Source organism: Deinococcus puniceus (assembly GCF_001644565.1).
GTDB lineage: Bacteria > Deinococcota > Deinococci > Deinococcales > Deinococcaceae > Deinococcus > Deinococcus puniceus.
Genome location: NZ_CP011387.1, coordinates 1490419 through 1515220 on the forward strand (window position 1 = coordinate 1490419; position 24802 = coordinate 1515220).

The following is a 24802-nucleotide window of genomic DNA, read 5'->3' on the forward strand; positions in this document are numbered from 1 at the left end:
CAGGATGAGTTGATTCTGAGAGTTGACCGCCCTAAAAATCCGTCCTTGAAAGTAGATTCCAGCCGAAAAGTCTAGGCTTGGTGCTGCACTTCACGTGGAATCCGTAGGACTGAAACAAAACACCCCACCGATCAGAGTGGGGCGCACTGTTTGGAACGGTGGAGGGGCGGTGTTGCCACTCCGGTTTGCGCCCTTACACCCAGTCCTTGAATATATTTTTGATGCGTTCTCCAAAGCTCGGCTTGTCTTTTTTGGGCAGGGCCGTCGGATCAGGCTTCGCTGGGGGAATGACGGGGCCACCGTCGTTTGACGGGACAGGTGCCGCTACAGGTGCGGTGACCAGAGTCCCGTTGCCCGCGCTGACGGGCGCTGGGGTGCCCTGTTGCCCGGTGTCCATGCCCTCAAAAATCATGTCGGGTACTTTGCCGTCTTCCCCGATGCCGTACAGCACCAGACCGACGCTGGCCGCGTGGGCCGGGCTACTGACGATGTCGCTGAGGCCGCCGATGCCGCGAGGACGGCCCACCCGCACGGGCAAGCGGAACCGGTCACGGGCCAGCTCTGCACTGCCCCGAAGCTGCGACGCGCCGCCCGTGATGACCACTGTCTGGGCCACGAGTTCCACTGGCCCCAACGCCTGATCAATCTCGTCGCGGATCATGCCGTAAATCTCGGCGATGCGCGGCTTGATGATGCGTGAGAGTTCGAAGGCGCTGATGGCGTGGGTGCTGCCCGATGCGGTGGTGATTTCCAGAGTCAGGTCTTGATCGGCCAGTTCGGGCAGGGCCGCGCCGTACTTGCGCTTCACGTTCTCGGCTTCCTCAATAGGAATCTTCAGAATTTGGGCCAAGTCCGCCGTGACGTGTTCGCCGCCAATCGGAATGCTGGCGCTGTGGGCGAGGTTGCCGCGCTTGAACACGCCCACGTCGGTGGTGCCGCCGCCCATGTCGATCACGATGACCGTCTGGGTCTGCTCCAGCGCTTCTAGCGTCGCCAGCCCGGAGGCCAACGCGTGCAGCACGAAACCGTCCACTTTCAGGCCTGCTTCCTGTACGCAGCGGCGCAGATTCAGCAGCGGCCCAGCGGTTCCGGCCACGATATGCACGTCCACTTCCAGCCTCACGCCGTGCATCCCCACCGGGCTCTTGATGCCTTCCTGTCCGTCTACCACGTATTCCTGTGGCAGCGTATGAATAATTTCAAGGTTAGGATCGAGCGGCACGGCGCGGGCGTTCTCTATGGCGCGGTCTACGTCGGGTTGGGCAATTTCTTGGTTGCGGCGAATGGCGGCCAGCCCATGACTGGTAATGGCTTTGGCATGGTTGCCCGCCACACTGACGAACACACTGCCCACTTTTACACCGCTGACGCGCTCTGCGGCGGCCACCGATTGCCGGATGGCGTGGGTAGCACGCTCCAAGTTCACCACGCTGCCGCGTTTCATGCCTTCGCTGGGCACGCTGCCCTGCCCGATGATGTCGAGAGTACCGCCGGGTGCGATTTCCCCGATGACGGTGGTGATTTTCGTGGTGCCGATATCGAGGCCCACAATGATTGAATTTTCCTTCATTCTTGGACGCTCACCCCCCACGGGTAGATGTTGATTTTTTTGTTTGGGTACATGCTGATACTCCCAGCATACTTTACGAGGGATTTCAGATCACCGCTCCACACCGCGCCGAGTCCCGTGTTGACCGTGACCCCCGACGGCGTATAGGCAACCGATTGCACAGTGTAGCGCGATAAAAGCTGCGTGACGTAGAGGGCGTCTGCTAGGCGGTCTGGCCCCCAACCTCCCAGAAGGGGCAATTTGCTGTTGGGGGCCGCGCCGGGCAGGAGCGTTCCATCCGCGGCCAGAGTCACGATGCTGCCGTCCGGGCGCTTCCAGCGGGCGTAGGGCCTACGTTCCACGATCTCCACACTGACAGCATCTGGGAACGTTTCGACGATTTTTGCTGACAGTATCCAAGGATGGTTGGCAAGTGTCCGCGCCCGCCACGCGCCGTAGTACAGCCACCCGAACTGCGGCGTCAGGCCCGCAAGCTCCTGCACCCGCGCCTCCGACAGTTGGCTGTTGCCTGCGACTGTGACTGTGCGTATGGGTAAGGCGAACCAAGCACCCGCCAGAGCGGCGGCAGTCAGGGTCAGGCCCAACGCTGTCCAGAGGCGGGTGCGGCGCGGCTTGGGTGGAGGAGGGAGAGGAGCGGGTTCTGGCTGCGGCTCCGGTACAACAACAGGTGTCATGAGGGGTTCAGGCAAATCCGGCACAATTCGGCGGTTGCCCTCACCCACCTTGCGTGCGCTCACGCTTGCTCCAGACCATGTTGCTCCGGCCAAAGTTCATATTCCAGTTCCATCGGCACAGGAACGCGGCTGCGGATGGCGTCCAGCAGGGCGTGGACATCAGCACTGGTGGCCCCGCCCAAATTCACGATGAAGTTGGCATGTTCGGGGGCGATCATGGCGTTTCCGGCCCGCAGTCCCTTGAGGCCCGCCTCATCTATCAGTTTTCCGGCACTCACGCCGCCCGGATTTTTGAAGGCACACCCCGGAGTTTTCATCTTGGGCTGACCCTTACGGGCATTGTCGGCAAAGTTCATGGCGTCCAACACGGCGTCGGGTGTGCTTGGCCGTAACTTCAGGCGCACCCGCGACACGATATGGTTACGCGGAATGCCGCTGTCGCGGTAGCCCCACTTCAGATCGTCCGGCGTGACTTGCCGCGTGCCTTCCGGCGTCACGATTTCCAGCGTGTGCAGGCCGTCGAACATCTCGCCGTAGCGCGTGCCCGCGTTCATCCACACCGCGCCGCCCACCTGCGCCGGAATGCCCACCGTGCCTTCTAGGTTAGACCAACCCAGCTTTTGCAGCTTGCGAATCAGCCCCGGCAGGGGTACGCCGCCGCCCACCCAACCCGTAATGATCTGATCGGGCGTGCTGAGGGCCGGGTCAGGCTCCAAGTCGGCCTCGGCCAGCGGCCCCGTGAGGCGAATCACGCGCTCGCGCAGGCCCTCGTCGGCAATGACCAGATTGCTGCCGCCGCCCAGAATTCGGTAGGGCTGGCTCATGGCCTCGGCCAGTTGCTCGTGCGTAGAGACGAACCAAACCTCGGCCTCGCCGCCCACGCCTAGCGTGGTGTAGCGGGCCAGCGGCAGGCGTTCCACCCGCGCTCCGGTGCGGCTGATCGGAACAGGTTCGGAAGCCGTCACGCACTCACCTCAGCCGAGTCCAGCGCTACCACTTCACGGGCCAGCTTCCACACATCGCCCGCGCCCATCGTCACGATGATGTCGGCAGGCTGGGCCGACTCGCGCACGTAGCGCACAACTTCGGCCCGGTCTGGCATGTACGTTACGCCGCCGTGTCCGTTGTCCGTCATTCGGCCCGAAATCAGCGTGGCGTGAATGCCTTCTATCGGGTCTTCGGAAGCGGCGGCAATATCGAGCAGCAGCACTTCATCAGCGTCCATCAGGGCGTCGGCCAAGCGGGGCCAAGACTGCTGGGTTCGCAGGTAGCGGTGAGGCTGAAACACCACCCGCACGCGCCTCCCGGTTTGACGGGCCGCTTGTACGGCGGCGGCGACTTTGGTGGCGTTGTGGGCGTAATCGTCCACTACCAGCGCCCCACCCGCTTCCCCCCGCGCCGTGCCGATGTGCTGCCAGCGGCGTCCCGGCCCCCGGAAAGCGGCCAACGCTGTGGCTGCGGCCTCAAAATTCCCGCCGTACAGGTGCGTGACGGCCAAGGCTGCCAGCGCGTTCAGCACGTTGTGCGTTCCTGGCAGGCCCACCCGCGCCTCGCCCAATTCCTGACCCTGCCAAGTCACCGTAAAGGCCGTGCCGTCCGGGTCAGGGCGCACATTCACGGCGCGGTAATCAGCCCCCTGTGCCTGTCCATAGGTCAGCTGTTCGGGTGCGCCGCCCGTCAGTTCTTCCAGCCCCGGCCAATCGGCGCAGGCCAGCACCCGCCGCGACTGAGACACGAAGCGGGCGAATCCGGCGTGCTGTTCTTCTACCGTGTTCCAGTACGTGGCGATGTTACCGCCCACATGGTCATCCTCGGCGTTGGTGAACACGGCAGTTTCGCAGCCCAGCAGGGCAAAGGCCCGGTCAGATTCGTCCACTTCGGCCACAAAGGGGCCAGCGCCCACCCGCGCATTGCTGCCGAATTCGGGCACGATGCCGCCCACGAACGCCGCCGGATCGAGGCCCGCGCCCTGCATGGCAATGGCGATCATGGAGGTGGTAGTGGTTTTGCCGTGCGTGCCGATCACGCCGATGCTGGGGCCAGCCGACAGCAATTCGTCCAGCAGCGACATGCGGGGCTGCACCCGCACGCCCGCCGCCAACGCCGCCAGCACTTCCGGGTGGTCTTTGGGTACGGCTTCAGAGGCCACCAGCACGTCTACCCGGCCATAGGGCTGGGCCGTAATATGTGCCGCGTCGTGGTGCTGGGCCACCAGGATTCCCTCAGAGGTCAGTTGGGCGGTCAGCTCGGAACTCTGGGCGTCGCAGCCGCTGACCCGCAGGCCACGCGCTGCCAGCAAGCGGGCAAAAGCACTCATGCCGATGCCGCCGATGCCCATCAGATGGTAGTGACGCGCGGGGGTGTGTTCGGACTCGGGCAAGTCGGAGAGGGGCAAATCAGATTGGGGGAGATAGGCGGATTCGGAGCGTCCAGCAGCCGGGGCGGGCATGGACGGGGCAGAAGCAGGGGCAGGGTCAGTCATAGGTTGGGGGGTTCAGGTGGGGCGGTACAACCAAACAGCGTTACTTGCAAGTAGCGTTACTTCCAAACAGTGTCACTTCAAAACAATGTTGCTTACAGATGGTGCTACTTGAGATGCCGCTCGATCAGGTCTGCAAAGCGGTCTGCGGCCCCCACAGGAGAGCGCGACAGGGCCGCCGCCCGCATGGCGGTTCGCGTGCCTGACGCCGCACACTCTAACACCGCATCCCCCAGAGCCTCGCCCACGCGGTGCTGCTCGACCATTCGGCCCGCGCCCGCTGCCTGCACCGCCGCCGCGTTGTGGTATTGGTGGTTTTCTGCCGATTCGGGCAGAGGAATCATGATCACGGGTACGCCGTGAAAGGCGGCTTCGGCCAGCGTGCCTGTGCCCGCACGCGTGATCGCCAAATCTGCCGCAGACCACGCTGCCACCGCGTCCACGTACCCGGTTGGGTGATACCAGCCCAAGTCCTGCACGCGGGGGGCCACTTCGCCCAGCCAGCGCGGCCCGGTGGAATGAATGACCTGTACGGCGGGGCTGTCGTTCAGGACAGGACTGTTTGAAGAAGGCAGCCCGGTAAAATCCAGATCGATCTGGGTCAGCACGCCCCCGGCCCGCAGTTCTCCTCTGGCCCCCGTACTCACGGGCGTACTCATCTGAGAGATGCCGCCGCCCGCGCCCGCGCCCAAGAGACCCTCTTCGCCCAATACATGCCGCAACGTGTCGGGCACGGCATTGTTGAGGGCCAACGATCCCTGAGAACCGCCCATGACCAGCAAGGTCAGCGGGCCGTCTTGCAAACCCAACTGGGCCAGAGCGTCGGCGCGGCTCATGCGGGTTTCGCGGGTGGGCATGCCGACCATCGTGGCTTTGGCGAGCGGCAATCCGATCACACGCTCGTAGGCGGTTCCCACCGCTTTGGCCCGGTACACCGCCAACCGTTGCGTCAGCCCCAGCCGCGCATTTTGTTCGTGCAGCACGGTAGGAAGGCCCAAGCTTTGGGCAGCCAACACTCCGGGCAAGCTGGCAAACCCGCCGTAACCCACCACCACGACGGGTTTGAGGCGGCTCAAGACAGCCCGCGCCTGTGCCAATCCCTGCCCAGCCTTCAGCAGTTCGCGGGGATCGGGGCGGCCTTGCCCACTGCGGGCCAGTTTTCCGGCGTCCACACCCTCGAACGGCAAGCCTTGTTCGGCGGCCACGCGCTCCTCCATGCCGTCCCGCTGCCCCAAGATCAGCGCCGTGTGCCCCCGCGCCATTAACGCCCGTGCCGTCGCCACCGCCGGGTAAATGTGCCCGCCCGTGCCGCCCGTTGCCATGACTATCAAACTCACCGGATCACCTGACTCATTGGGGGGAAGTGTAGCGCCGGGGGCGGGGGGGCGTGGGATGTGGGTTGTCTGCTGTGGGGTGGGATGTGTTTAGAACGTGGATCGTGGAACGTGGAAACAGCCCAACCACGATCTACGATCCACGCTCCTGTTCTCCTACGCCCGACAAACCACAACTGATAGCCGTTCAGTCAAACAAGTCGCTGATCCCGCCCCCCTTGCTCTCGCCGCCCACACCCTGCTCAAATTCCTCGTAGGGCTGCACCACCACGAAGCCGTCGCCCTGAAACACCATCTGATACGTTTCGCCGCCGCCGCGCCCAAAAATAGAGCGCAGGCTGGAATCCACGCGCAGTTGGGGCGTCAGGTTGCCGCTCCATGCAACGGTGGCGTTGGGATCGGTAAACAGGGGTTCGTTGGGCGTCACGCGCAGGGTTAGCGGCTTGCCGTGACTGAGGATGGCCACCAGTCCGTGCCCCTGCACCTTCACGCTGAACAGGCCGCCCGCCGCCATACCCGCGATCCGGCGGTGCATGGTGATGTCGTATTTCACGCTGTCCTCGAAAGCCAGCAGGTCATTGCCGCTGACGTTCAGGGTGTCGCCTTGCAGCCGCAAAATACTGACTTCTTTGCCCTGATCGGCCAGATACACCACGCCGCGCCCCTCGATTTTGGCGAGCGGACTCATCTCCTGACTCACGGCGCGTTTCAGGGCTTTCATCAGGCCGCCCTCTAGCGTGCCCTCGCGTTTGAAATTCAGATTGCCCTTGTAGGCGATCATCGCGCCCAACTTGCTCCAGATGCGGCCATCCACGCGGGCTTCGAGCATCTTGCTGCTTTCCAGCTCAAACACGTCGCCGGGATTGTCGCGCTCGGCGGTCTGCACCAAAAAGTCACGGAGGTTGTAGCTGCCATCGGCACCGGGGGTCATGTTGGTCATGCTGTGGGGTACGGAGGGAAGGTGAGTTGAGTTCCCATAGTGGGTGGGGGAAATGAAGTGGAGATTAAGACCGTCTAGTCTGTACCCTGCCCTTCCAGCACCCCGCCGATCCGCCACAGCACTTCCCCGATCTGCTCCAAACTGGTGGCGTAACTGAGGCGCACTTGCCCCGGAGCGCCGAAATCGGTGCCGGGAACCACGGCCACGCGGCCTTCATCCAGAATCAGGCGGGCGGCTTCCAACTCGTCCGGGTGCAGCCGGGTGGTATCGGCCATCACGTAAAAAGCCCCCTGCGGCGTGGGCGTGGGCAGCCCTAGCGCATTCAGGCCAGACACGATGGCGTCGCGGCGTTGGCGGTAGGCGGTGCGGGCCATCCCGATAAATTCCGTCGTCGCTTCATGCTGCTCCAGCGCGGCGAGGGCAGCATATTGGCTGATGCTGCTGGCATTGCTCGTGCTTTGAGACTGAATGGCGTTCATGGCGGCAATCACCGCTTTTGGCCCGCCTGCATAGCCGATGCGCCAGCCCGTCATGGCATAGGCCTTGCTTGCCCCGTTGATGGTCAGCGTGTGATCGGGGGCATACGTGCCGATGCTGACCTGCTCGGCGTCGTACACCAGATGCTCATACATTTCGTCGGTCACGATCATCAGGCCGTGCCGCACCGCGAGGTCTGCCACCGCCCGCAGCACATCGGGCGGAAACACTGCGCCAGTGGGGTTGCCGGGGCTGTTCAGAATAATCATGCGGGTGCGCGGCGTAATCCGGGCTTCCACCTCTGCCGGATCGAGCATGAACCCCGTTTCTGGCGTGGTGGGCACTGCCACCGGAACCGCCCCGGTAAACGCCACCATTTCCGGGTAACTGACCCAGTACGGCGCGGGAATCAGCACCTCGTCGCCGGGATTCAGCAGGGCGAAAAAGGCATTGAAGAGGGCCTGTTTGCCGCCACTGGTCACGGTCACGGCGTCGGGCGCGTAGCTCAGGCCATTTTCCCGCGCAAACTTGGCGCTGATGGCCTCGCGCAGTTCGGGGATGCCGTTCACGCCTGTGTACTTGGTTTTGCCTGATTCGATCGCTGCAACAGCCGCCGCCTTGATGTGCGCGGGTGTATCGAAATCCGGCTCGCCCACGCTCATGCTGATCACGTCTATGCCCGCCCGCCGCAGTTCTAGGGCGCGGGTGGTGACGGCCACCGTCGAGGAAGGCTTGAGGCTTTGGGCGCGTCCGGACAGGCGAAACGGGGCGGCAGTGGTCATGGCGAGAGTGTACCCGGCAGCCTGAAACACGGTGGGGCGGAATCTATGCGAGTGGAGTAGAGGAAAACAGGATCGTGGAGCGTGGTTTGGCTGTTCCCACGCTCCCTCTGTTCCTTCCTTCAGACTGCTCAGCAGGTCGAAGTTCATCTCCAGAGTTACCGAACGAAGCGGTTGGGGCGGTGTTCTGGACACGCGCACTGTGAGGTGCAGCGTACTTATAGCAGTTGTCATAATAATGACCGAGCGAAGCGAGTGAATTTGACTGAGCAGGACGGAGAAAGGAGCCACCGAAAGTCTCTTTTTTCGGTGGCGTAATTCGGAGAACTGCTCTAAAAGCGGTAGGTCACCCCAAGGCGCACGCCGGGAGCCAGATTGCCGCCCTGTGCCCACGAATACCGGGCCTTCACCTCACCAAAATAGCCCCACTGTCCCTCTCCGAAGGAATCCCGCAGGCCAGCGGTGCCGCTGAGCCAGAAGGCGTCGCCCAAAAAAGTGCCGATTCCCGACCCGCCGTATACCGTGACGCCGCCGACTGGCCCGCTGAACAGCAAGTCGGCTCCCAGCAGGGGTGCGGGCAGGGGAACGGGACTCTCCGAAGCCGGAATAAGCACCACGTCCAGCACGCCCCGCACCGAGAGATCAAGTGCGCCTAGCTGCCCTACAGTGCGGCTTATGCCGAGGCTGATTCCCGGCAAATACACCGTCTCCGCATTCAAGCCGCTCCAGACCGTCCACTGGGCAGGCACGCGGGCCGTCTGTGCTGTGGCGCTTCCCAAGACCGCGACAAGGCTTAGAGCAGAGAAAAGTAGCTTCATCATGGTTTCATTCTGGCTGCTGGCGCAGGGGTGGCCCACCGGCACTCTAGTTGCCTCTGGCCGCAGTTCATCCGAAGTTGCTTTGCTTGCCGAACGTCCTCACCCCACCAGAGGGTTGTCCTTTCTGCCTCTATCCACTTGGTGGAACAGCCCGTTCAGATGATTCTTGCAAACCATCGCCCTTCGGATGAGTCCAGACCCTGCACCGAACCCATCTCAGGTGGGGTTCAATGGGTCAGTTCCGGCACGCCCGACAATCTGGCGGCACGGCGTCTGGCACGGCGCTTAATTAGGCTGTTGACGATCTGGCGCACAAAGCTGAACCCGAGGCCCGCCAGCATCGCCAGAATCGCCGTGCGCTGAAATTCGGGGTTGGCGGGCAGGGTCAGGGTCGGATCTATTCTGGGGCCAAAGCGGCCCACCGCCAGCAGTGTTCCCGCAAACAGCAGGCCCGCGAACGGCAGTACCAGCGGCCCGCCCGAGTGCTTGACCAGCAGCAGTGACAGGAGTGCCCCGCCCACCAACGGCACGATGATCAGCCACTGGGCAGGCGGCGCACTCGGACTCAGGAAGGCCAAGCCGCCCAGTACCACGCCGAGATAGCCGAACCAACCGCCAAATTCATCGGCCAGAATGACCAGCAGTACCCATGCCAGCAGGCGCACAGGCCAGTCTCCGGGTGTCCACATAAAGTAGGCCAGTACCGCCAGCAGCGCCCAGCCGCCCACCAACCGCGCCAAGTCCAGCCATCCGGCGCGGCGTCGTGCGGCCCTCAGGCGCTCTGCACGGGAAGGCCGCGCGGGGGTCGGGAGGTCTTGCGGCAAGTCCGCCTTCTGTGAATCGGGTTTGGAGAGGTTGGGAGGAGGCGTGGTCATGGCTTACCCGTGATCATAGTTCACCCTGACCTGAAGTTCACCCTGACTCACAGATCACTCTTTTTGGGTCGGCCTTTGCGGGCAGGCGCGGCGGCCACCAGTTCACGCTCCGGCTCCTGCACGTCATCTTCTGCAACGACTGGGACTTTCGCTTTGGCAGCGGCTTTTTTAGGTGTTGCTTTGGTCGCAGGCTTGGCCGCTGCGTCTGCTGGGGCGTCTACTTCTCCGGCAGGCGTAATGCCCGGAACGCGCCGCAAGTACGCCCCTGTATGCGATGTGGCGTGGGCGGCCAACTGCTCTGGTGTTCCGGTTGCTACCACGAGTCCGCCGCGCACGCCGCCTTCCGGCCCCAAGTCGATGATGTGGTCGGCGCACTTCATCACGTCCAAGTTGTGCTCAATGATCAGCAGCGTGTTGCCGCCTTCCACGAGCCGCTGCAGCACCTCCATCAGCTTCCGCACGTCTTCGAAGTGCAGGCCGGTGGTGGGTTCGTCCAGAATGTAGATGGTCTTCCCGGTGGCCCGCTTGCTCAGTTCCGACGCCAGCTTAATGCGCTGCGCCTCGCCGCCCGACAGCGTGGTGCTGGGCTGCCCGATGCGCATGTAGCCGAGGCCCACGTCGCACAGCAGTTGCATCTTGCGCTCGATGGCGGGAATGGCCTCGAAGAACTCGCGGGCGTCCTCGACGGTCAGGTTCAGCACGTCGCTGATGGTCTTGCCGTTGTACTTCACTTCCAGCGTTTCGCGGTTGTAACGCGCACCCTTGCAGACTTCGCAGGGCACATAAATGTCGGGCAGGAAGTTCATTTCGATCTTCATCACGCCGTCGCCCTTGCAGTGTTCGCAGCGCCCACCCTTCACGTTAAAGCTGAAGCGCCCCGCCTGATACCCGCGCCGACGCGATTCGGGCGTGCGGGTAAACAGGTCGCGCACCTCGGTAAACACGCCCGTGTAGGTGGCTGGGTTGGAGCGTGGCGTGCGGCCAATCGGAGACTGGTCGATCTCGATGACCTTGTCCAGATGCTCCATGCCCTCAATTTGGTCATAACGGCCCGGACTGGTCTTCGCGCCGTTCAGTTCGCGGGCGAGGGTGGCGTGCAGAATGTCGTGAATCAGGGTGGATTTGCCACTGCCGCTGGGGCCGGTCATGACGGTCATGGTGCCCAGCGGAATGTCGATGCTCACGTTTTGCAGGTTATGTTCCCGCGCCCCAATCACCTTCAGGCGCTTGCCGTTGCCGCGCCGCCGCTCTGCCGGAATCTCGATTTTCAGTTCGCCGCGCAGGTATTTTCCGGTGAGGCTGTGGGGGTTGTCCCGCACCTCGGCGGGCGTACCCACCGCCACGATTTCGCCGCCGTGAACGCCCGCACCCGGCCCCATATCCACCAGATAGTCGGCTTCCATCATGGTGTCTTCGTCGTGCTCTACCACCAGCAACGTGTTGCCGAGGTCGCGCAGATGCTTGAGGGTTCCGATCAGGCGGTGGTTGTCTTTGGGATGCAGCCCGATGGAGGGTTCGTCCAGCACGTACAGCACCCCGGTCAGGCCCGAGCCGACTTGGGTCGCCAGCCGAATCCGCTGCGCCTCGCCGCCACTCAGGGTGTTCGCGGTACGATCCAGGCTCAGGTAATCCAATCCCACATCCACCAAAAACTTCAGGCGGGTGCGAATGGCCTTCAGAATCGGGGCGGCTACGGCTTCGCCAAACACATTCAGCTTGTAGTCGTAGCGGGCCGGGGCGTGCGCTTTGGCCGTGCCGCCGAGGTGTCCTGCAAGGTGCGCCCCAACCGCGTCATGATCCAGCGTGCCTTCTTGTAGCCGCGCAAAAAAGGCGTCGGCGTCCAGCACACTCATGCCGCTGGTCTGCGAAATGTTGAGGCTGCCTACGCGCACCGCCAAGATTTCGGGCTTGTACCGCGTGCCAGCGCAGGTCGGGCAAGGCCGAAGCTCCATCATTTCTTCCAGCTTTTCTCGCATGAAGTCCGATTCGGTATCGGCAAACCGGCGCTCCAGATTGGTAATCACGCCCTCGAATTCGGTCATAAAGCGCATGGTTTCTTTGCCCGCCCGCCGGTAGATCACCTCGAACGGTTCGCCGGGGCCGTTCAGAATGGCGGTTTTGGCGGCTTCGGGCAGGTCGCGCCAAGGCGCTTTCAGGTCAAACTCCATGTGCTCCGATAGCGCTTTCAGTTTGTCCCAGTAGTACACGCCGCCGCCCGTGCCCTTCTTAGACCAAGGCAGAATCGCGCCCTCGGCGATGCTCAGCTTTTCGTCTATCACCAAGTCGGGCGAAAATTCGTTTTTGTGGCCCAGCCCCGCGCAGTCGCCGCACGCGCCATACGGCGAGTTGAACGAGAAGGAGCGCGGTTCGAGTTCTTCCAAGACGCTGCCGTGTTCCGGGCAGGCAAACTTTTCGGAATACAGTTCTTCGGCACTTTCTCCGTCCGGGCCGCCTTCGGGCATCAGCACACGCAGCAGGCCCTCGCCCCGGCGCAGGCCGAGTTCCACGCTCTCGGCAATGCGGGTGCGGTCACTGCCGCGCAGGGTCACGCGGTCAATCACCACGTCCACATCATGCTTTTCAAACTTCTCCAGTTTCAGCTTTTCGGCTTCGTCCAGTTCATACAGCGTGCCGTCTACCCGCACCCGTGCGTACCCTTCGCGCCGCAAATCGCCGAACAGCTTGCGGTATTCGCCCTTGCGTCCGCGCACCACGGGAGCCAGCAAAATCGCGCGGGCGTCCTCGTAGCCGCTCAGCAGGCGGTCTGTAATTTCGCTGGGACTCTGTTTTTCAATTTTGCGCCCGCAGACCGGGCAATACGGCGTGCCGATGCGGGCGTACAACAGGCGCAAATAGTCGTGAATTTCGGTGACCGTGCCCACCGTGCTGCGGGGGTTGTGGCTGGTGGTCTTCTGGTCAATAGAGATGGCCGGAGACAATCCCTCGATGCCGTCCACATCCGGCTTTTCCATCAGGCCAAGGAACTGGCGGGCATAGGCACTCAGCGATTCCACGTAGCGGCGCTGGCCCTCGGCATAAATAGTGTCGAAGGCCAGCGTACTTTTGCCGCTGCCCGACACGCCCGTAATCACGATGAATTGGTCACGGGGAAGCTCTACCGTCACGTTTTTGAGGTTGTGTTCCCGCGCACCACGAACAATCAGGTTCTGCAAGTCGGAAGCTCCTTTGTTTTGACACTTTGAAGGCGGCCAGCACGCGCTTTAGACTGTCTGGCGGGTTATGTCGGATGCATAAGGGAAGGTCTGCCCTTCGCTCTGAAACGGGATATTCTAGCACTTTGGGGCAGGGTGGGGGAATGCCCGTGTGTAGGGCCGATGGTCAGGTGAAGGGGAAAGCGGGCCAGCAAAACAGCGCCGCAAAAAAGCGCCCCCACCCAAAGAGGGCAGAGGCGCATTTGCAGAAAAAAGCTTAGGCAGCGGCGGGCAACGGCTGACCCGGTTCGTTGCGGCTTCCAGCTTTTTGCCAGAAGTACACAGCGGCGATCATGCCCAGCGCAGCCACGTTCCAAATGAGATCGGTGGGAATGATCAGGATGAACGACGCCACCAGCAGCAGAATAAATTGAATCGGGTTGGTCTTGCGGTGCAGGAAGCGCAGAGTGGCCGCACTGAACGCCACCAGCCCGATGAAGGCGAAGATGATCATGGGCACGGCTTCACTCCACGGAACCGCGCCCAGTGTGGCTTTGCCGTCCACTTCTGCGATCAGTAGCAGCACCGGGTTAAAGAACATCATGTAAGCCAGCAGCGCGGTTCGCAGTTCGTACTGGAAGGCCTGAATGCCCGTTTTGAGCGGATCGCCGCCCGAAATAGCCGCCGCCGCGAACGCTGCCAACGCCACCGGCGGCGTACTGTCGGCCATGATGCCGAAGTAGAAGACGAACATATGCACGGGCAGCATTTCGGCAGGATTGCTGGTATCCAGCCCCGCGATCTTGGCGATAATCGGCACGATCAGGGCGCTCATGAGGATGTAGTTGGCGGTGGTCGGCAGACCCATGCCCAGCACGAGCGCGATCAGTTGGCCCATGAACAGCACCACCAGAATCCGGATAAATTCGTTGCTGAACAGGTTGGCGACGTTCTGAACCAAGTCGGCCAGGCCGAAGCCGAGGCCCGTGATGGTCACGATGCCCACGATGATTCCGGCGGCGGCGGTAGCGACGGCAATGCCGATCATGGAGCGTGCGCCGCCCTCGAAGGCCTCGATCAGTTTTTTGCCGCCGTCCATCAGGCTGCGGGCGGGGCTGCGGCCATCGCGGGTGCCCCAGAACACTTCTTGCAGGAACATCATCACGATCATGATGACGATGGTGGTCAGGGCCACGCGCTCCGGGTTGGCTTCGGGGTTGGAGGTCAGGACGCCGATCAGGTAGCCCAGCGGCACGAGGTAATACCAGCCTTCCAGGAGCGTTTTGCGGATAGGGGGCAACTCGCTTTTGGGCAGGCCCTTCAGGTTCAGTTTCAGGGCCTCGATATGAGACACAACCAAGAGGGCCGCGTAACACAGGAAGGCAGGAATGGCCGCCGCCAAGATCAGGGAGCGGTACTCGATGTTCAGGTTTTGGGCCATGATGAAGGCCGCCGCGCCCATGACCGGGGGCATCAGTTGGCCGTTAGAACTGCTGGCGACCTCGATGGCTCCAGCTTTTTCGCGGCTGTAGCCTGTGCGGATCATGGTGCCGATGGTGATGTTGCCGCCCGTGACCACGTTGGACACCGCGCTGCCCGAAATAATGCCGTTCAGGCCGCTGCTGAGGATGCTGGCCTTGGCCGCTCCGCCCCGGAACCCGCCCAATAAGCTCTGGGCCACGCGCATGAACCAGTCGCCCGCGCCGAGTTTGTCGAACACCGCGCCGAACAGCACGAACAGGAACACGATCTGGGCGCTGACGCCGATGGCCGTGCCGAAAATGCCCTCGGTGTTGGTGGCGAGCTGGCCCATCAGTTGCGGCCACGTGTAGCCGTTATGGAAGGGACTTTGAATGAACGGAATCAGGCCGCGTGACCCCATAAATGCGAACAAGATGAAGGCCAGCGAGATCAGCGGCATGGCGATACCGAGGGTGCGCCAAGCCGTCAACAGCAGCATGACTACGAGGGCGCTGCTGGCGATCAGGTCTAAGGGTGCGTCGGCACGCAGGCCGCCGTTGTTGGCGATGTTGGAATACTCCACAAAAAAGTAGAGGGCCGCCGCCGTGGCGAGGCCGCCCAATACCCAGTCTCCCCAAGGCACTTTGGTCTGAGGATTGCCCGGCGTTTTCTTGAACGGAAAGACCATAAAGGCCAGTGCAAAGGCAAATGCGAGGTGAATAGAGCGCAGCGTCGTCGGCACGATGGTACCCACATAGGCGGCGTACATCTGGAACAAGCACCAACTGACGGCAATGACCGTGACCATCATGGCCTGCCAACCGAACAGCTTGCGCCCGCCTGTTTCAGCGGCTTCCACCATCTCTATGGCGCGGCGTTCGCCCTCGGTCATCTCCTGTCCGGGCGGAGTCAGGCTGGGGTTGCTGCTGATGGGTCTTGTGGGGTCACTCATATTTACCTCATTCTTTTGAAAAAGACAGGGGGCCAGCCGCAGGGAGAATCGCGACTGGCCCCAACAGCTCAGGCCAAGGTGCCGGGCCTTATTTGACGTTCAAGCCTTTTTCTTTGAAGAATTTGACTGCGCCGGGGTGCAGAGGCGTGGGCAACCCTTTGACGGCTTTGTCCAGCGTGTAGTTCAGGCCGAGGCTGGGGTGAAGGGCTTTCAGGTCGGCTTCGTTGCCGAAGGTGGCTTTCATGGCCTTGTACACCGAGTCTTCGCTGACGGCGGTGCTGGTGACCATCACGGCCTGTACGGCTACGCTGGGCACGGTCGCGCCCACGCCTTTGTACGACTTGGCCGGAATGTTGAAGCGCACGTAGAAGGGGTACTTCTTAAGCAGGCTGCTGGCCTGATTGCCGCTCACCGGCACGACGTTCACGTCGACCGTCTGGGCAATCTGAGCAATGGCGCTCGCGCCCACGCCCACCGTGTAGAACAGGGCGTCGGCCCGCTTATCCTGCATCAGGCTGATGCCCTGTGCCGGAGAAACGCGGAGGGTCTGGCCCAGATCGTCGAGCTTCAGGCCGTAAGCTTCCATCACCTGACGGGCCGTTTGCTCGGTGCCGGAACCCAAGTCCCCAATCACGACTTTTTTGCCCTTCAGGTCGGCAATCGACTTGATGTTAGAATCCTTACGGGCAATGACGTGCAGCACTTCGGGGTACAGCACGGCCATACTGCGAATCTTGTTGTTGCCCTTGCCCTCGAAGGCGGTGATGCCCGTGCCCTTGTAGGCATAGAAGGCGATGTCGTTCTGGGCGATGGCGATGTCAAGTTCGCCGGTGCCGAGGGCGTTCATGTTGAACACGCTGCCGCCAGTGCTGCGGGCGTTGGCGCGGAGGCCTGCACCAGCATCGTTGATCATTTTGGCCATACCGGTGGCGACTGGAAAATACACGCCGGTGGTGCTGCCCGACCCGATGGTCAGGATGGTGGTGCCCTGTGCAAAGGCGATGGCAGCGGTTCCAAGAAGCAATAAGGTAGAGACGGTCTTGATGGACTTTTTCATGTATGTTCCTTCCGGTGGCTGACTGAACTGTCACCACACGAGCGCGTTGAGAATGGCGGAATATTAGCACACTCTAAAAAATGCACCGCTCTCCAGACCACCTTTGCGCCCTAAAATGTACGTTCGGCAATTTCCAGACCGGCCAAGCATCATGCGGATTCCGACTGGCCTCTTGAACTTGGCTTGAAGCAAACCTTAGCGCAGTTTTCTCAAAATGTTAAAATTTTCCTAGACAAAGTGCAGAGAGAGGGCCTCAAAACGAGGTAAGGCCTAAGAAAAGTGTATCGCTCAGGCGTCCCGCCGTAACTTGCCGCAGCGCCACCACGCCGCCGCACAGAAGGCTGCACTTAGGACGAACACGGGGGTGTATCCGGCGGCGTCGGCCAGCAGACCGCCCAACACCGGGGCAAACAGGGCCGCGCCCACCAAAGTATTCAGGGTGCCGATATAGCGGCTGCGGGCATGTGCTGGGGCGATATTCAGCAGGTGGTTGGTATGGCCCAGATTGAAGCCCTGTGCGGCTACACTGGACAGCACGAACACGCCAAGGTAGGCCCAAGAAGTCCAGCCCAGCGCTCCCACCAACAGCGCGTACAGCGGTGCAAGTCCGGCAGAGACGCTGGCGTAGCGGATAATTCGGCGCGAGCCTTTGCGCTCGGCTACCCGCTGCCACACCACGTTTGACAGGGGCGCGACTCCGGTCAGGGTCATCACGAAAATGCCCAGTGTGGCTGCCGGAAACTGTAGCTCGCGCAGGGCATACACAGCATAAAATGGTTCGGCCATGCTTGCGCCCGCCAACAGCAACCGCACGCTCAGGAAGGCGCGGAAGTGCGGGTCACGCAGCGTTTCGGGAATGGCCCGCACTTCGGCCCGCACCCCTTCCGGCGGCTGCGGTGGGTCGGGCGGCTCGCTCAGGCGGCCAAACAGCCAGTAGCCGATGCTGAAAGCGACTGTGCCGAGGGTAAAAATCAGGGCGTAATCGTAGGGAAAGGCCAACCCGGAACCCAGAATCCAGCGCACCAGCAGCCCCGCGCCAAACGCCAGCAGGCCGCCGTAGAGGTTGCGCGTGCCAAAAAACCTCGCCCGCTTTTCGGTGGGCACCGTCTTGCTGACCACTTCCAAAAAAGGCAGGCCCGATACTCCAGACGCCAGCGCATTGACCAGCATCGCCAGCACGAATAGCGTGAGACACAGCGCGGGCGTGTGCCACAGCAGCGCGGCCACCAAGATCATAGAGACGTAGCTGAGGGTGCGGATCAGGGCCGCCGAACGATACACGGGCAGCTTGAACGGCAGGCTGCGAACGCGCGCGGCCACCAGCAGTTGCGGCAGCATCCAGCCGCCCCCGGCGATGGCGGGCAGCAGCCCAATCACGGCGTTGGGTGCGCCCAGCCGCGCCGCGAACCCGGCCACCACCACCGTCACATTAAAAAACCCATCGCCGGTAAAAATAAACCACCCGTTCAGGATGCCCAGCCGCCCGTTGCGATCCCAACCACCAAATACGTTCAGCCGTGGGCGGAGGCCGTTCATCCCTTCAGGCTCCCGGCAGCCGCAGCACGCCTTCCAGCGCGGCGTAAGCGTCGGGGCGGGCCAAAAAGACCAGTTCGTCGTCGGTGGTCAGCAGCAGTTCGGGGCGGGGCAGGCGCACGGTACCGTCCCGCACGATGCCCACCACTTCTACACCCGGCGGCAACGACAGCACGCTCAGCCGTGCGCCGCGCCAACTCGGCGGCACACCCCGGCGGTACAGTTCGCGTTCAGCAGGAGCGAGTGCAGGCACAGTTTCTGCGTCTGCGCCGTCGTCGGGCCGGGGTGCATCAAAGGGAGTGGCGGGCGTGTCGGGTGTGCGGCGCGGAATAAAACGCACGCCTTCGGGCAGCGGCGGCGCGGTGGCCCCGGCATGAACGGCGCTGGCCGCCCGTGACCTCGCCTGACCCGGCACCAGCCCCGATTCGCCGCTGAGGGCGTGCGCCACCCCCGCCGTCAGCAGGGCTACAGGCAACACGGCGTCGCCGCCCCAAGCCACGGCCAGCAGCGCGGCGGCCACCGGCACATTCAGCGTCACCGTGACGAACGCCACCATGCCCACCAAGGCTGCCACCGCCGGATCGACGCCCAACACGCCCCCCAACCCCGCGCCCAGCACGCCGCCTATGCCCACCGAGGGCAGCACGCCGCCGCCAAAGGCGATTCGTGCGCCCAGCGCCAGCAGCAGCCAGCGCCACAGCCCGCCGCCCAACGCCTCCGACCCCAAGAATCCTGACGCGCCGAGTTGCATCCAGCCGGTGCCGTCGCCCAGTATGGCGGGCGTGCCCACCGTGCCGAAGTTGCCCAGTGGAAAGGTGCCTGCCCACGCCACCGCAGCGGTCAGCAGTCCAAACACAGCCCCCAGCACAGGCCGCAGCCGTCCATCCGACCATTGTTCGGGAATGGCGCGGCAGGCCAGCAGCGACAGCCATCCCAGCAGCGTGACCGCCAGAATAATGCCCATGACCTCTAAGAGCTGCGTCGCAGCGGGAGCCTGCACATCGGCAATACTGAACAGCGGCTGAAATCCGAAGGCCAACCCGTACACCGCGTAGGCCGCCACCGACGCCAACACGCACGGCATCAGTACCTCGAATTCGAACTCGAAGCGGCGGTACAGCACTTCTGCAATGAGGACGGCGGCGGCCAGCGGCGCGTGCAGCACGGCTCCCAGCGCGGCGGCGGCCCCGGCCAGCGTGAGCGTGCGGGCCTCTACCGAATCCAGCCGCGTGACCCGGCCCAGCAGCCGCGTGCCCAGTTGGCCCACCATCGTAAAGGCCGAGTCGCGCCCCACCAGCAGCCCCCCGCCGTAGCCCAGTAGCGTGGCGGCCAGCGTGCGGAGCTGAACCCGCAGCCCCGGCCATTGCCCCCGCGCGTGGTAGCCGCGCACCAACTGGGTCAGCGGGTCGCCCGATTTGGCCGGAATCAGCCATGTGTAGGCCGCGCCCAGCAGCGGCAAGGCCAGCAGGCCCCAAGGCAGGGCCGTCCCAAAAGCCATCAGCAGACCGCCTTCTCCGGGCGTGCCAGGGGGCGAATATCCGGTCAATTGTGCGCCCAGCCGCAGGAGTTCGTCCAGCGCCAGCCGCAGCACGATGCACAGCCCGCCGACCAGTCCACCCAGCAGCACGCTCAGTACCACCACGCGGCCCGTTTCTAGGCGGGTCAGGACAGCACGGGGCAGGGGAGAACGCATCGGCAGCATGCTAACCCAAGTGGCGTGTGCCGGAGCAAGTTGACGGGCAACTCGGAACGGATACGCCAGACCAGATGTGGTTAGCGGCACCAGCAGTGTGACGGCAAGAAGTGTCGAGTTGACGCCCGTCCGGTGGGGCCATTCTCCTGCGGCTCAAGCCTCTCGAATCGGTGGTTCGGACAGGTTCCGAATATTGCCGATCACTGTCCAAGAACATGGTGTTTTTGCTCCTCCCTCCTTGCGGGGGAAGCTGGGACTCGCAGAGCTGCGAAGCAGAGGGAGGAACAAGCAAGGCGTTCTAGACGACGTTTGTCTATGGCCTGCTGTTCCTCGGTAAAACCTGTCCATACCAGTGTCGAATAGATCAGCATCGAACAGAGACGCCGTGTAGTACAGACCCATGGATCACGAACACGGTGGAGGGCCAGCGCCATAACCTTCCGCTGGCCCCCTTGGTTGTTCCACTGCCCACAACCTACAGCCCCACCTTCTACAGCCCAGCAGTTACGCTGAAGTTTCCCCCTGCATGCGCCGCTGGTTTTGCTCCCAGATCAGGTCGCGCATGACCCAGCCGCTGCCGGGAAAACGTAGGCCCAGCCGCAATTCTCCCAGCAGGTACTCGCGCACCTCGTTCAGGTTAAAGCCCTGTTCGATCAATTGGCCCAGATTGACTTCGCCGTCCAGTGCGCGGGCAATCGGATGAATGGCCGCCCGGTTTCCGCCCGGACGCAGGCGCAGGCCGAACCACGCGTAGCGGTTGGTGGCATCAACCTTGCCTTCTTTTACGGCCTCGGCCACCTGCTGCGCCACCTGAAACAGCGGCAGATCGGCTTGCCTCGCGGCGGCCCGGACACTGCGGCCCTGCATGTCGTTAAAGAGCGACAGGTTGCCCTGAAACACCCGGCTGGGGCTGCCGATGACGGCGCAAATTTGCGTCCATTCATCGCTGGCCCGCGCCCAGTCGGTCATGAAGTGATCGTATGGCCCCAGCGCCTTGCCCGTTACAGGCTTCAGCTCGAAGGCGAAGGTGCCGCTGTCGGGCAGCATCGGGCTGGCATGAATGGCGTCCACGCCCATCCAGTCCAGAATGCCGCCTGCCACGACTTCGCCCTGCACGTAGGCAACGGTGTAAGGCACTTCGGACTTCACCTCTAGCACGCCCGTTTGCCGGGTGCCGTTGATGAGTTCCATCACGCCGATGAGTGGAAGATCTGAGAGGAGGCCCTGCATGAATGTGCCCAGTGTAGCGGCTGGCGCGGCCCATGCGTGCGCGGCGGTTACAGATGGAGCGGTTTAGGCAGTGGGGGGGAGGGGGTTTGAGGATGGTTCACGATTCTGGGTGAACTCCCCAGTCTGCTTCGCAGCCAGCCCCCCTCCCTTCGGGCTGTACCAGTCAAAGGGAGCGCACAAGCTCTCGTCCCCACCTTTGAGGGAGCGTTACATCAGCGACGGGGGGGTTTACCTTCTACCCCGCCACCAAGTCCAGCCAAGCCCCGCCCACTTCCCCGCTGACATCGCTGGCGCTGAGGCCGTAGCCGTGCCGCGCCCCCGCCCGCTCGCCCGCTCTGGCGTGCAGGGTGACGGCGCACAGCGCGGCGTTCGGGGAACTCAGCCCTTGTCCTAGCAGCGCGGCAACCACGCCCGCCAACGTGTCGCCCATGCCCGCGCTGCCCATCCCCGGATGCCCGCCCCGGCTGACCCACAGCCCGCCGCTGTGCGCCACCACACTGGGGCCGCCCTTCAGGATCACCGCGCCGCCGTACCGCTCTTGCAAGGCGCGGGCCGCCGCCAGCGGGTCACGGATCACATTGGCTGTCGTGCAGGCCAGCAGACGGGCCGCTTCGCCGGGGTGCGGTGTCCAGACGCAGCCCTCGTGCCCCAGACCAGCCAATTCGGGTTGAAGGGCGTCGGCGTCCAGCACGCAGGGCACGCCCCAACTGAGGATCAGGCGGGCCAAAGCGGGCGCGTCCGGCCCCAAGCCCATGCCGATGCACAGGGCGTCCGGCAACCCCTGAGCCGCCGCTTTCGCCAGCGCGCCAGCCACATCTTCGTGCTGCCGGATCATCAGTTCGGGCATCACGAGGGGCACCTCTGCCGACGAATACACCGTGACCAAGCCTGCCCCGGCCCGCAGCGCCCCCACGCCCGCCAACGCCGCCGCCCCTGCCGTGCCCGGATGGCCCCCCACCACCCACACCCGGCCCGCCGTGCCTTTGTGGGCGTCGGCAAAACGTGTGGGCAACAGTCCCGCTACGGCTGCCCGCGTGGGCCGGGTGGCAAAAGCTTCGGCCTGCGCCCAGCCGGGGGGCAAGCGCAGATCGGCCAGCCTGACCCGTCCGGCCCGGTGCGCGGCGGGGCCAAACAAAAGGGCGGTTTTCAGGCCCGACAGGGTGACGGTCAGCGCGGCCTCAATAGTTTCGCCCACCAGATCAGCGCGGGTGGCGTCCAGTCCAGTCGGCAGGTCTATCGCCACCACAGGCAAGCCGGATGCATTCACCGCCGCCACGATTTCAGCCAATTCGGGCCGAAGCGGGGGCGTGAATCCGGTTCCCAGCAGGCCGTCTACCAATACTGCCGCCGCTGTGGATTCCCGCGCCACTGCCGCCGCACTCAGCGCTGCTCCCCGTACGCCCACCGCGCCCAGCCGTTTCCGGTTGGCCCGCGTCAGGGGATGCCGCGGCGGGGCCGCCAGCACCCGCACGTCTCGGCCAAGTGCTGCCAAATGCCTTGCCACTACCAAGGCGTCTCCGCCGTTGGCCCCGCCGCCCGCCAGCAGCAGCACCCGCCCCTCCGGAAAAGCGTCCTGCACGGCGTCGGCCACCGCCCGCCCTGCTTCTTCCATCGCCAAATCCAGCAGCCCCGCCTGCTCCAGCCGGGCATCCAGCGCCCGCACGCCAGCCGGGGAGAGGATCGGCTCGGCTGGCAGCGTGATCTTCGTATCTTGCACGGTTTTTACCCCCCAGCACCCCGGAAAATCAGCAGCAGAAGAATCACGACCGCCGCCAGCAGCACCCAGCGCACCGCCCGCAATTTGGGATTGGCCTTGAATTGCTCACGCATGTCTTCCCGCGTTTCGGCCTGAGACTGGCGCACGCTGAGGCGCTGGGCACGCCGGATAGACCCCACCGATTCGTAGACCTTGCCTTGCCGCCGCAGGGCCACACCCAAGTTGTGGTGTGCGCCCTCGTAGTCGGGGGCCAGTTTCAGCACCTCGCGGTAACACACCTCGGCGTCGGCGGGGCGGCCTGCCTCCAAATCCAGATTACCCAAGTTCATCAGCGCCCGGTAATGGCCCGGATCGAGGCGGCGGGCATCCTCGAAAGCACTCCGGGCGGCGTCGGGTTCTTCGCGCAGGGCGTGCAGCACGCCTAGAGCATTGCAGGCTTCCGCGTGTGTGATGGGGTGGGCGTGCGCGGGCTTCAGCACCTCGCTCAGTTCGCCCGGATCGGCTTTGCCGCTGCCCGCCTCCAGCGCTGCCAGCCCAAGACCTAGCACCTCGGGGGCCACCAGCGATCTCAGGAGGGCCATTTCGCCCACCAGCCCCGCCGCCTCGCCTTCGGTCAGGGCCTGACTGTAGGCGGCCAGTGCCCGCCGCGCCCCCGGATATTTGCGGGCACGCACATCGTCCTGCGCGGCCACGAGTGCACCCAACGCCGCCGAGATTTCGGGTGCGGCGGGCAGCAAATGGGCCGCCGCCTGCGCTCTGCGCCACTCGCCGCTGCGGGCAAAGGGTTTCCAGTCCAGCACAGGTTTGGAAGGGTCAGACGGCTGGGGAGCAGGTTCAGGCACTTGAGAATCAGGCCGCCCCCCCTCCGGTACAGCTGTGTTCGGCGCAGCAACGAGAACGCCCTCGCGGGCAGGATCGGTCATGTCGGCAGTATACTGACGCCGCCCAGCAGACTTTGAGAGTTCCGAGGCGGTCTTTTCAGGCAGCCCCATGTCGGGGCGCTGACCCCTGCCACACGGCCCTTGGGCGACTGCTTGCCAGTCTCGCCCGCCTGTCACCTTCTGCTCTGATGCCGCCCTCCCCCCATCTTTCTGACCCCAGCCTTTCCCCAACGGAGACGTGTTTCCCTTGAACAATGATTTGAATTCAGACCCAACCGATACTGGTTCCCCCGAAACCGCGCCCCAGTCGGCCTTACCGCTGTATTCCCCCGCCCGCGTGCGCGAACTGCTGACGCTGCACGGCCTGCGCCCTACCAAAAGCCTCGGCCAGAATTTTCTGATCGACGGCAATATTCTGCGGGCTATTGCCGAAGCAGGCGGGGCCGCCCCCGGCGTGCCTGTACTGGAAATCGGCCCCGGCCTCGGCGTGCTGACCCGTGAAGTGGCTTCACGCGGGGCGCTTGTGACGGCGCTGGAAAAAGACGAGCGGCTGAAGCCTGTGCTGGCCGACACTTTGGCGGGAACAGGCGTCAACGTGATCTGGGGCGACGCCCTCGATTTCAATTACGCGGGGCTGCCCCCCGGAACCCGTGTTATCGCCAATTTGCCCTACTACATCACGGGCGTGCTGCTGTCGCGCTTTATGCAGGCCCCCAACATCCTGTCGGCCACCGTGCTGGTGCAAAAAGAAGTGGCGCAGCGCCTCGCGGCCAAGCCCGGTCAGGAGGCTTACGGGTTCCTGAGTGCGCTGGCAGCCCTCTACGGCAGTGTCAAGCATGTGCGGGACGTGCCCAAAGGCGCATTCCTGCCTGCGCCCGACGTGACCAGCAGCGTGGTGCGCCTCGATTTTGACCGCGCCCGTCCCCTGCCTGACCCCGCGTTGGTCAGTTTTATAGACGCGGCCCTGCACCACCGCCGCAAGACTCTGCGGAACAATCTGCGCCTGATCGGGCATGAGGGCGCGCCTGTAGACGCCGCCATAGCCGGGGCGGGCCTACGCGCCGACGTGCGGGCCGAAGACGTGGCGCTTGACGATTTGCAAGCCGTTGCCCGCAGCTTAGGCGTGGTACGGTAAAGGCCGTATTACACGCAGGTCTGACCGGGTAGGGGGTCTGTCTTT

18 protein-coding genes are annotated in these 24802 nt (G+C 63.6%); 1 reads left to right on the forward strand and 17 read right to left on the reverse strand.

Going from position 1 to position 24802, the window contains the following annotated elements; genetic code table 11:
- Positions 1-193 precede the first annotated feature (193 nt).
- The 17 genes from ftsA to SU48_RS06885 form a co-directional block, all read right to left on the reverse strand.
- Complete coding sequence (gene ftsA, locus SU48_RS06805; protein WP_064014595.1) at positions 194-1570, reverse strand: cell division protein FtsA; 1377 nt, start codon at positions 1568-1570, stop codon at positions 194-196.
- Positions 1567-2307, reverse strand: a complete 741-nt coding sequence (locus SU48_RS06810; protein WP_064014596.1) for a cell division protein FtsQ/DivIB — start codon at positions 2305-2307, stop codon at positions 1567-1569. The genes ftsA and SU48_RS06810 overlap by 4 nt, the downstream gene beginning before the upstream one ends.
- Positions 2304-3209 carry a UDP-N-acetylmuramate dehydrogenase gene (locus SU48_RS06815; protein ID WP_064014597.1) on the reverse strand — a complete coding sequence of 302 codons (906 nt, stop codon included), beginning with the start codon at positions 3207-3209 and terminating at the stop codon, positions 2304-2306. The genes SU48_RS06810 and SU48_RS06815 overlap by 4 nt, the downstream gene beginning before the upstream one ends.
- On the reverse strand, positions 3206-4582 hold the full coding sequence (gene murC, locus SU48_RS06820; protein ID WP_064015899.1) for a UDP-N-acetylmuramate--L-alanine ligase: 1377 nt from the start codon (positions 4580-4582) through the stop codon (positions 3206-3208). Before murC ends, SU48_RS06815 begins: the two co-directional genes overlap by 4 nt.
- A gap of 248 nt (positions 4583-4830) precedes the next feature.
- Entirely contained in the window at positions 4831-6060 is a 1230-nt protein-coding gene (gene murG / locus SU48_RS06825; protein WP_231881550.1) for an undecaprenyldiphospho-muramoylpentapeptide beta-N-acetylglucosaminyltransferase, read from the reverse strand.
- 184 nt (positions 6061-6244) lie between these two features.
- Positions 6245-6997, reverse strand: a complete 753-nt coding sequence (locus tag SU48_RS06830) for an AIM24 family protein (RefSeq protein WP_064014599.1) — start codon at positions 6995-6997, stop codon at positions 6245-6247.
- Between the two features lie 74 nt (positions 6998-7071).
- Entirely contained in the window at positions 7072-8256 is a 1185-nt protein-coding gene (locus tag SU48_RS06835; RefSeq protein WP_064014600.1) for a pyridoxal phosphate-dependent aminotransferase, read from the reverse strand.
- Between the two features lie 329 nt (positions 8257-8585).
- On the reverse strand, positions 8586-9074 hold the full coding sequence (locus SU48_RS06840; protein WP_064014601.1) for a hypothetical protein: 489 nt from the start codon (positions 9072-9074) through the stop codon (positions 8586-8588).
- A gap of 224 nt (positions 9075-9298) precedes the next feature.
- Entirely contained in the window at positions 9299-9946 is a 648-nt protein-coding gene (locus tag SU48_RS06845; RefSeq protein ID WP_197474628.1) for a hypothetical protein, read from the reverse strand.
- 47 nt (positions 9947-9993) lie between these two features.
- Positions 9994-13119: an excinuclease ABC subunit UvrA gene (uvrA, locus tag SU48_RS06850; RefSeq protein ID WP_064014602.1), complete on the reverse strand. Its 3126-nt coding sequence runs from the start codon at positions 13117-13119 to the stop codon at positions 9994-9996.
- A 256-nt stretch (positions 13120-13375) separates the two neighbouring features.
- Positions 13376-15511, reverse strand: a complete 2136-nt coding sequence (locus SU48_RS06855; protein ID WP_197474629.1) for a TRAP transporter permease — start codon at positions 15509-15511, stop codon at positions 13376-13378.
- Between the two features lie 88 nt (positions 15512-15599).
- Positions 15600-16568, reverse strand: coding sequence for a TAXI family TRAP transporter solute-binding subunit (locus SU48_RS06860; protein ID WP_064014603.1), 969 nt, complete (start codon positions 16566-16568; stop codon positions 15600-15602).
- Positions 16569-16856: 288 nt separating this feature from the next.
- Positions 16857-18104: an MFS transporter gene (locus tag SU48_RS06865; RefSeq protein WP_064014604.1), complete on the reverse strand. Its 1248-nt coding sequence runs from the start codon at positions 18102-18104 to the stop codon at positions 16857-16859.
- Between the two features lie 4 nt (positions 18105-18108).
- Entirely contained in the window at positions 18109-19794 is a 1686-nt protein-coding gene (locus tag SU48_RS06870) for a chloride channel protein (RefSeq protein ID WP_064014605.1), read from the reverse strand.
- A 504-nt stretch (positions 19795-20298) separates the two neighbouring features.
- Complete coding sequence (locus SU48_RS06875) at positions 20299-21024, reverse strand: DUF4388 domain-containing protein (RefSeq protein WP_064014606.1); 726 nt, start codon at positions 21022-21024, stop codon at positions 20299-20301.
- Positions 21025-21259: 235 nt separating this feature from the next.
- Positions 21260-22636: an NAD(P)H-hydrate dehydratase gene (locus tag SU48_RS06880; RefSeq protein WP_231881717.1), complete on the reverse strand. Its 1377-nt coding sequence runs from the start codon at positions 22634-22636 to the stop codon at positions 21260-21262.
- 110 nt (positions 22637-22746) lie between these two features.
- A complete protein-coding gene (locus SU48_RS06885) occupies positions 22747-23664 on the reverse strand; it encodes a tetratricopeptide repeat protein (protein WP_064014607.1) in 918 nt (305 codons plus the stop codon).
- 217 nt (positions 23665-23881) lie between these two features.
- Here SU48_RS06885 and rsmA point away from each other — a divergent pair, with 217 nt between their 5' ends.
- Positions 23882-24757 (forward strand): 16S rRNA (adenine(1518)-N(6)/adenine(1519)-N(6))-dimethyltransferase RsmA, encoded by an 876-nt coding sequence (gene rsmA / locus SU48_RS06890; RefSeq protein ID WP_064015902.1) that lies wholly within the window; start codon positions 23882-23884, stop codon positions 24755-24757.
- The last annotated feature ends 45 nt before the right edge of the window (positions 24758-24802 follow it).

Excerpts from the sequence above, each read along its gene's own strand:
- ftsA (WP_064014595.1), bottom strand. The coding sequence starts at position 1,570 with ATGAAGGAAAATTCAATCATTGTGGGCCTCGATATCGGCACCACGAAA.
- murC (WP_064015899.1), bottom strand. The coding sequence starts at position 4,582 with ATGGGCATCGGCGGCATCGGCATGAGTGCTTTTGCCCGCTTGCTGGCA.
- SU48_RS06830 (WP_064014599.1), bottom strand. The coding sequence starts at position 6,997 with ATGACCAACATGACCCCCGGTGCCGATGGCAGCTACAACCTCCGTGAC.
- SU48_RS06835 (WP_064014600.1), bottom strand. The coding sequence starts at position 8,256 with ATGACCACTGCCGCCCCGTTTCGCCTGTCCGGACGCGCCCAAAGCCTC.
- SU48_RS06840 (WP_064014601.1), bottom strand. The coding sequence starts at position 9,074 with ATGATGAAGCTACTTTTCTCTGCTCTAAGCCTTGTCGCGGTCTTGGGA.
- SU48_RS06845 (WP_197474628.1), bottom strand. The coding sequence starts at position 9,946 with ATGACCACGCCTCCTCCCAACCTCTCCAAACCCGATTCACAGAAGGCG.
- SU48_RS06855 (WP_197474629.1), bottom strand. The coding sequence starts at position 15,511 with ATGAGTGACCCCACAAGACCCATCAGCAGCAACCCCAGCCTGACTCCG.
- SU48_RS06860 (WP_064014603.1), bottom strand. The coding sequence starts at position 16,568 with ATGAAAAAGTCCATCAAGACCGTCTCTACCTTATTGCTTCTTGGAACC.
- SU48_RS06865 (WP_064014604.1), bottom strand. The coding sequence starts at position 18,104 with ATGAACGGCCTCCGCCCACGGCTGAACGTATTTGGTGGTTGGGATCGC.
- SU48_RS06870 (WP_064014605.1), bottom strand. The coding sequence starts at position 19,794 with ATGCGTTCTCCCCTGCCCCGTGCTGTCCTGACCCGCCTAGAAACGGGC.
- SU48_RS06875 (WP_064014606.1), bottom strand. The coding sequence starts at position 21,024 with ATGCAGGGCCTCCTCTCAGATCTTCCACTCATCGGCGTGATGGAACTC.
- SU48_RS06880 (WP_231881717.1), bottom strand. The coding sequence starts at position 22,636 with ATGGAAGAAGCAGGGCGGGCGGTGGCCGACGCCGTGCAGGACGCTTTT.
- SU48_RS06885 (WP_064014607.1), bottom strand. The coding sequence starts at position 23,664 with ATGACCGATCCTGCCCGCGAGGGCGTTCTCGTTGCTGCGCCGAACACA.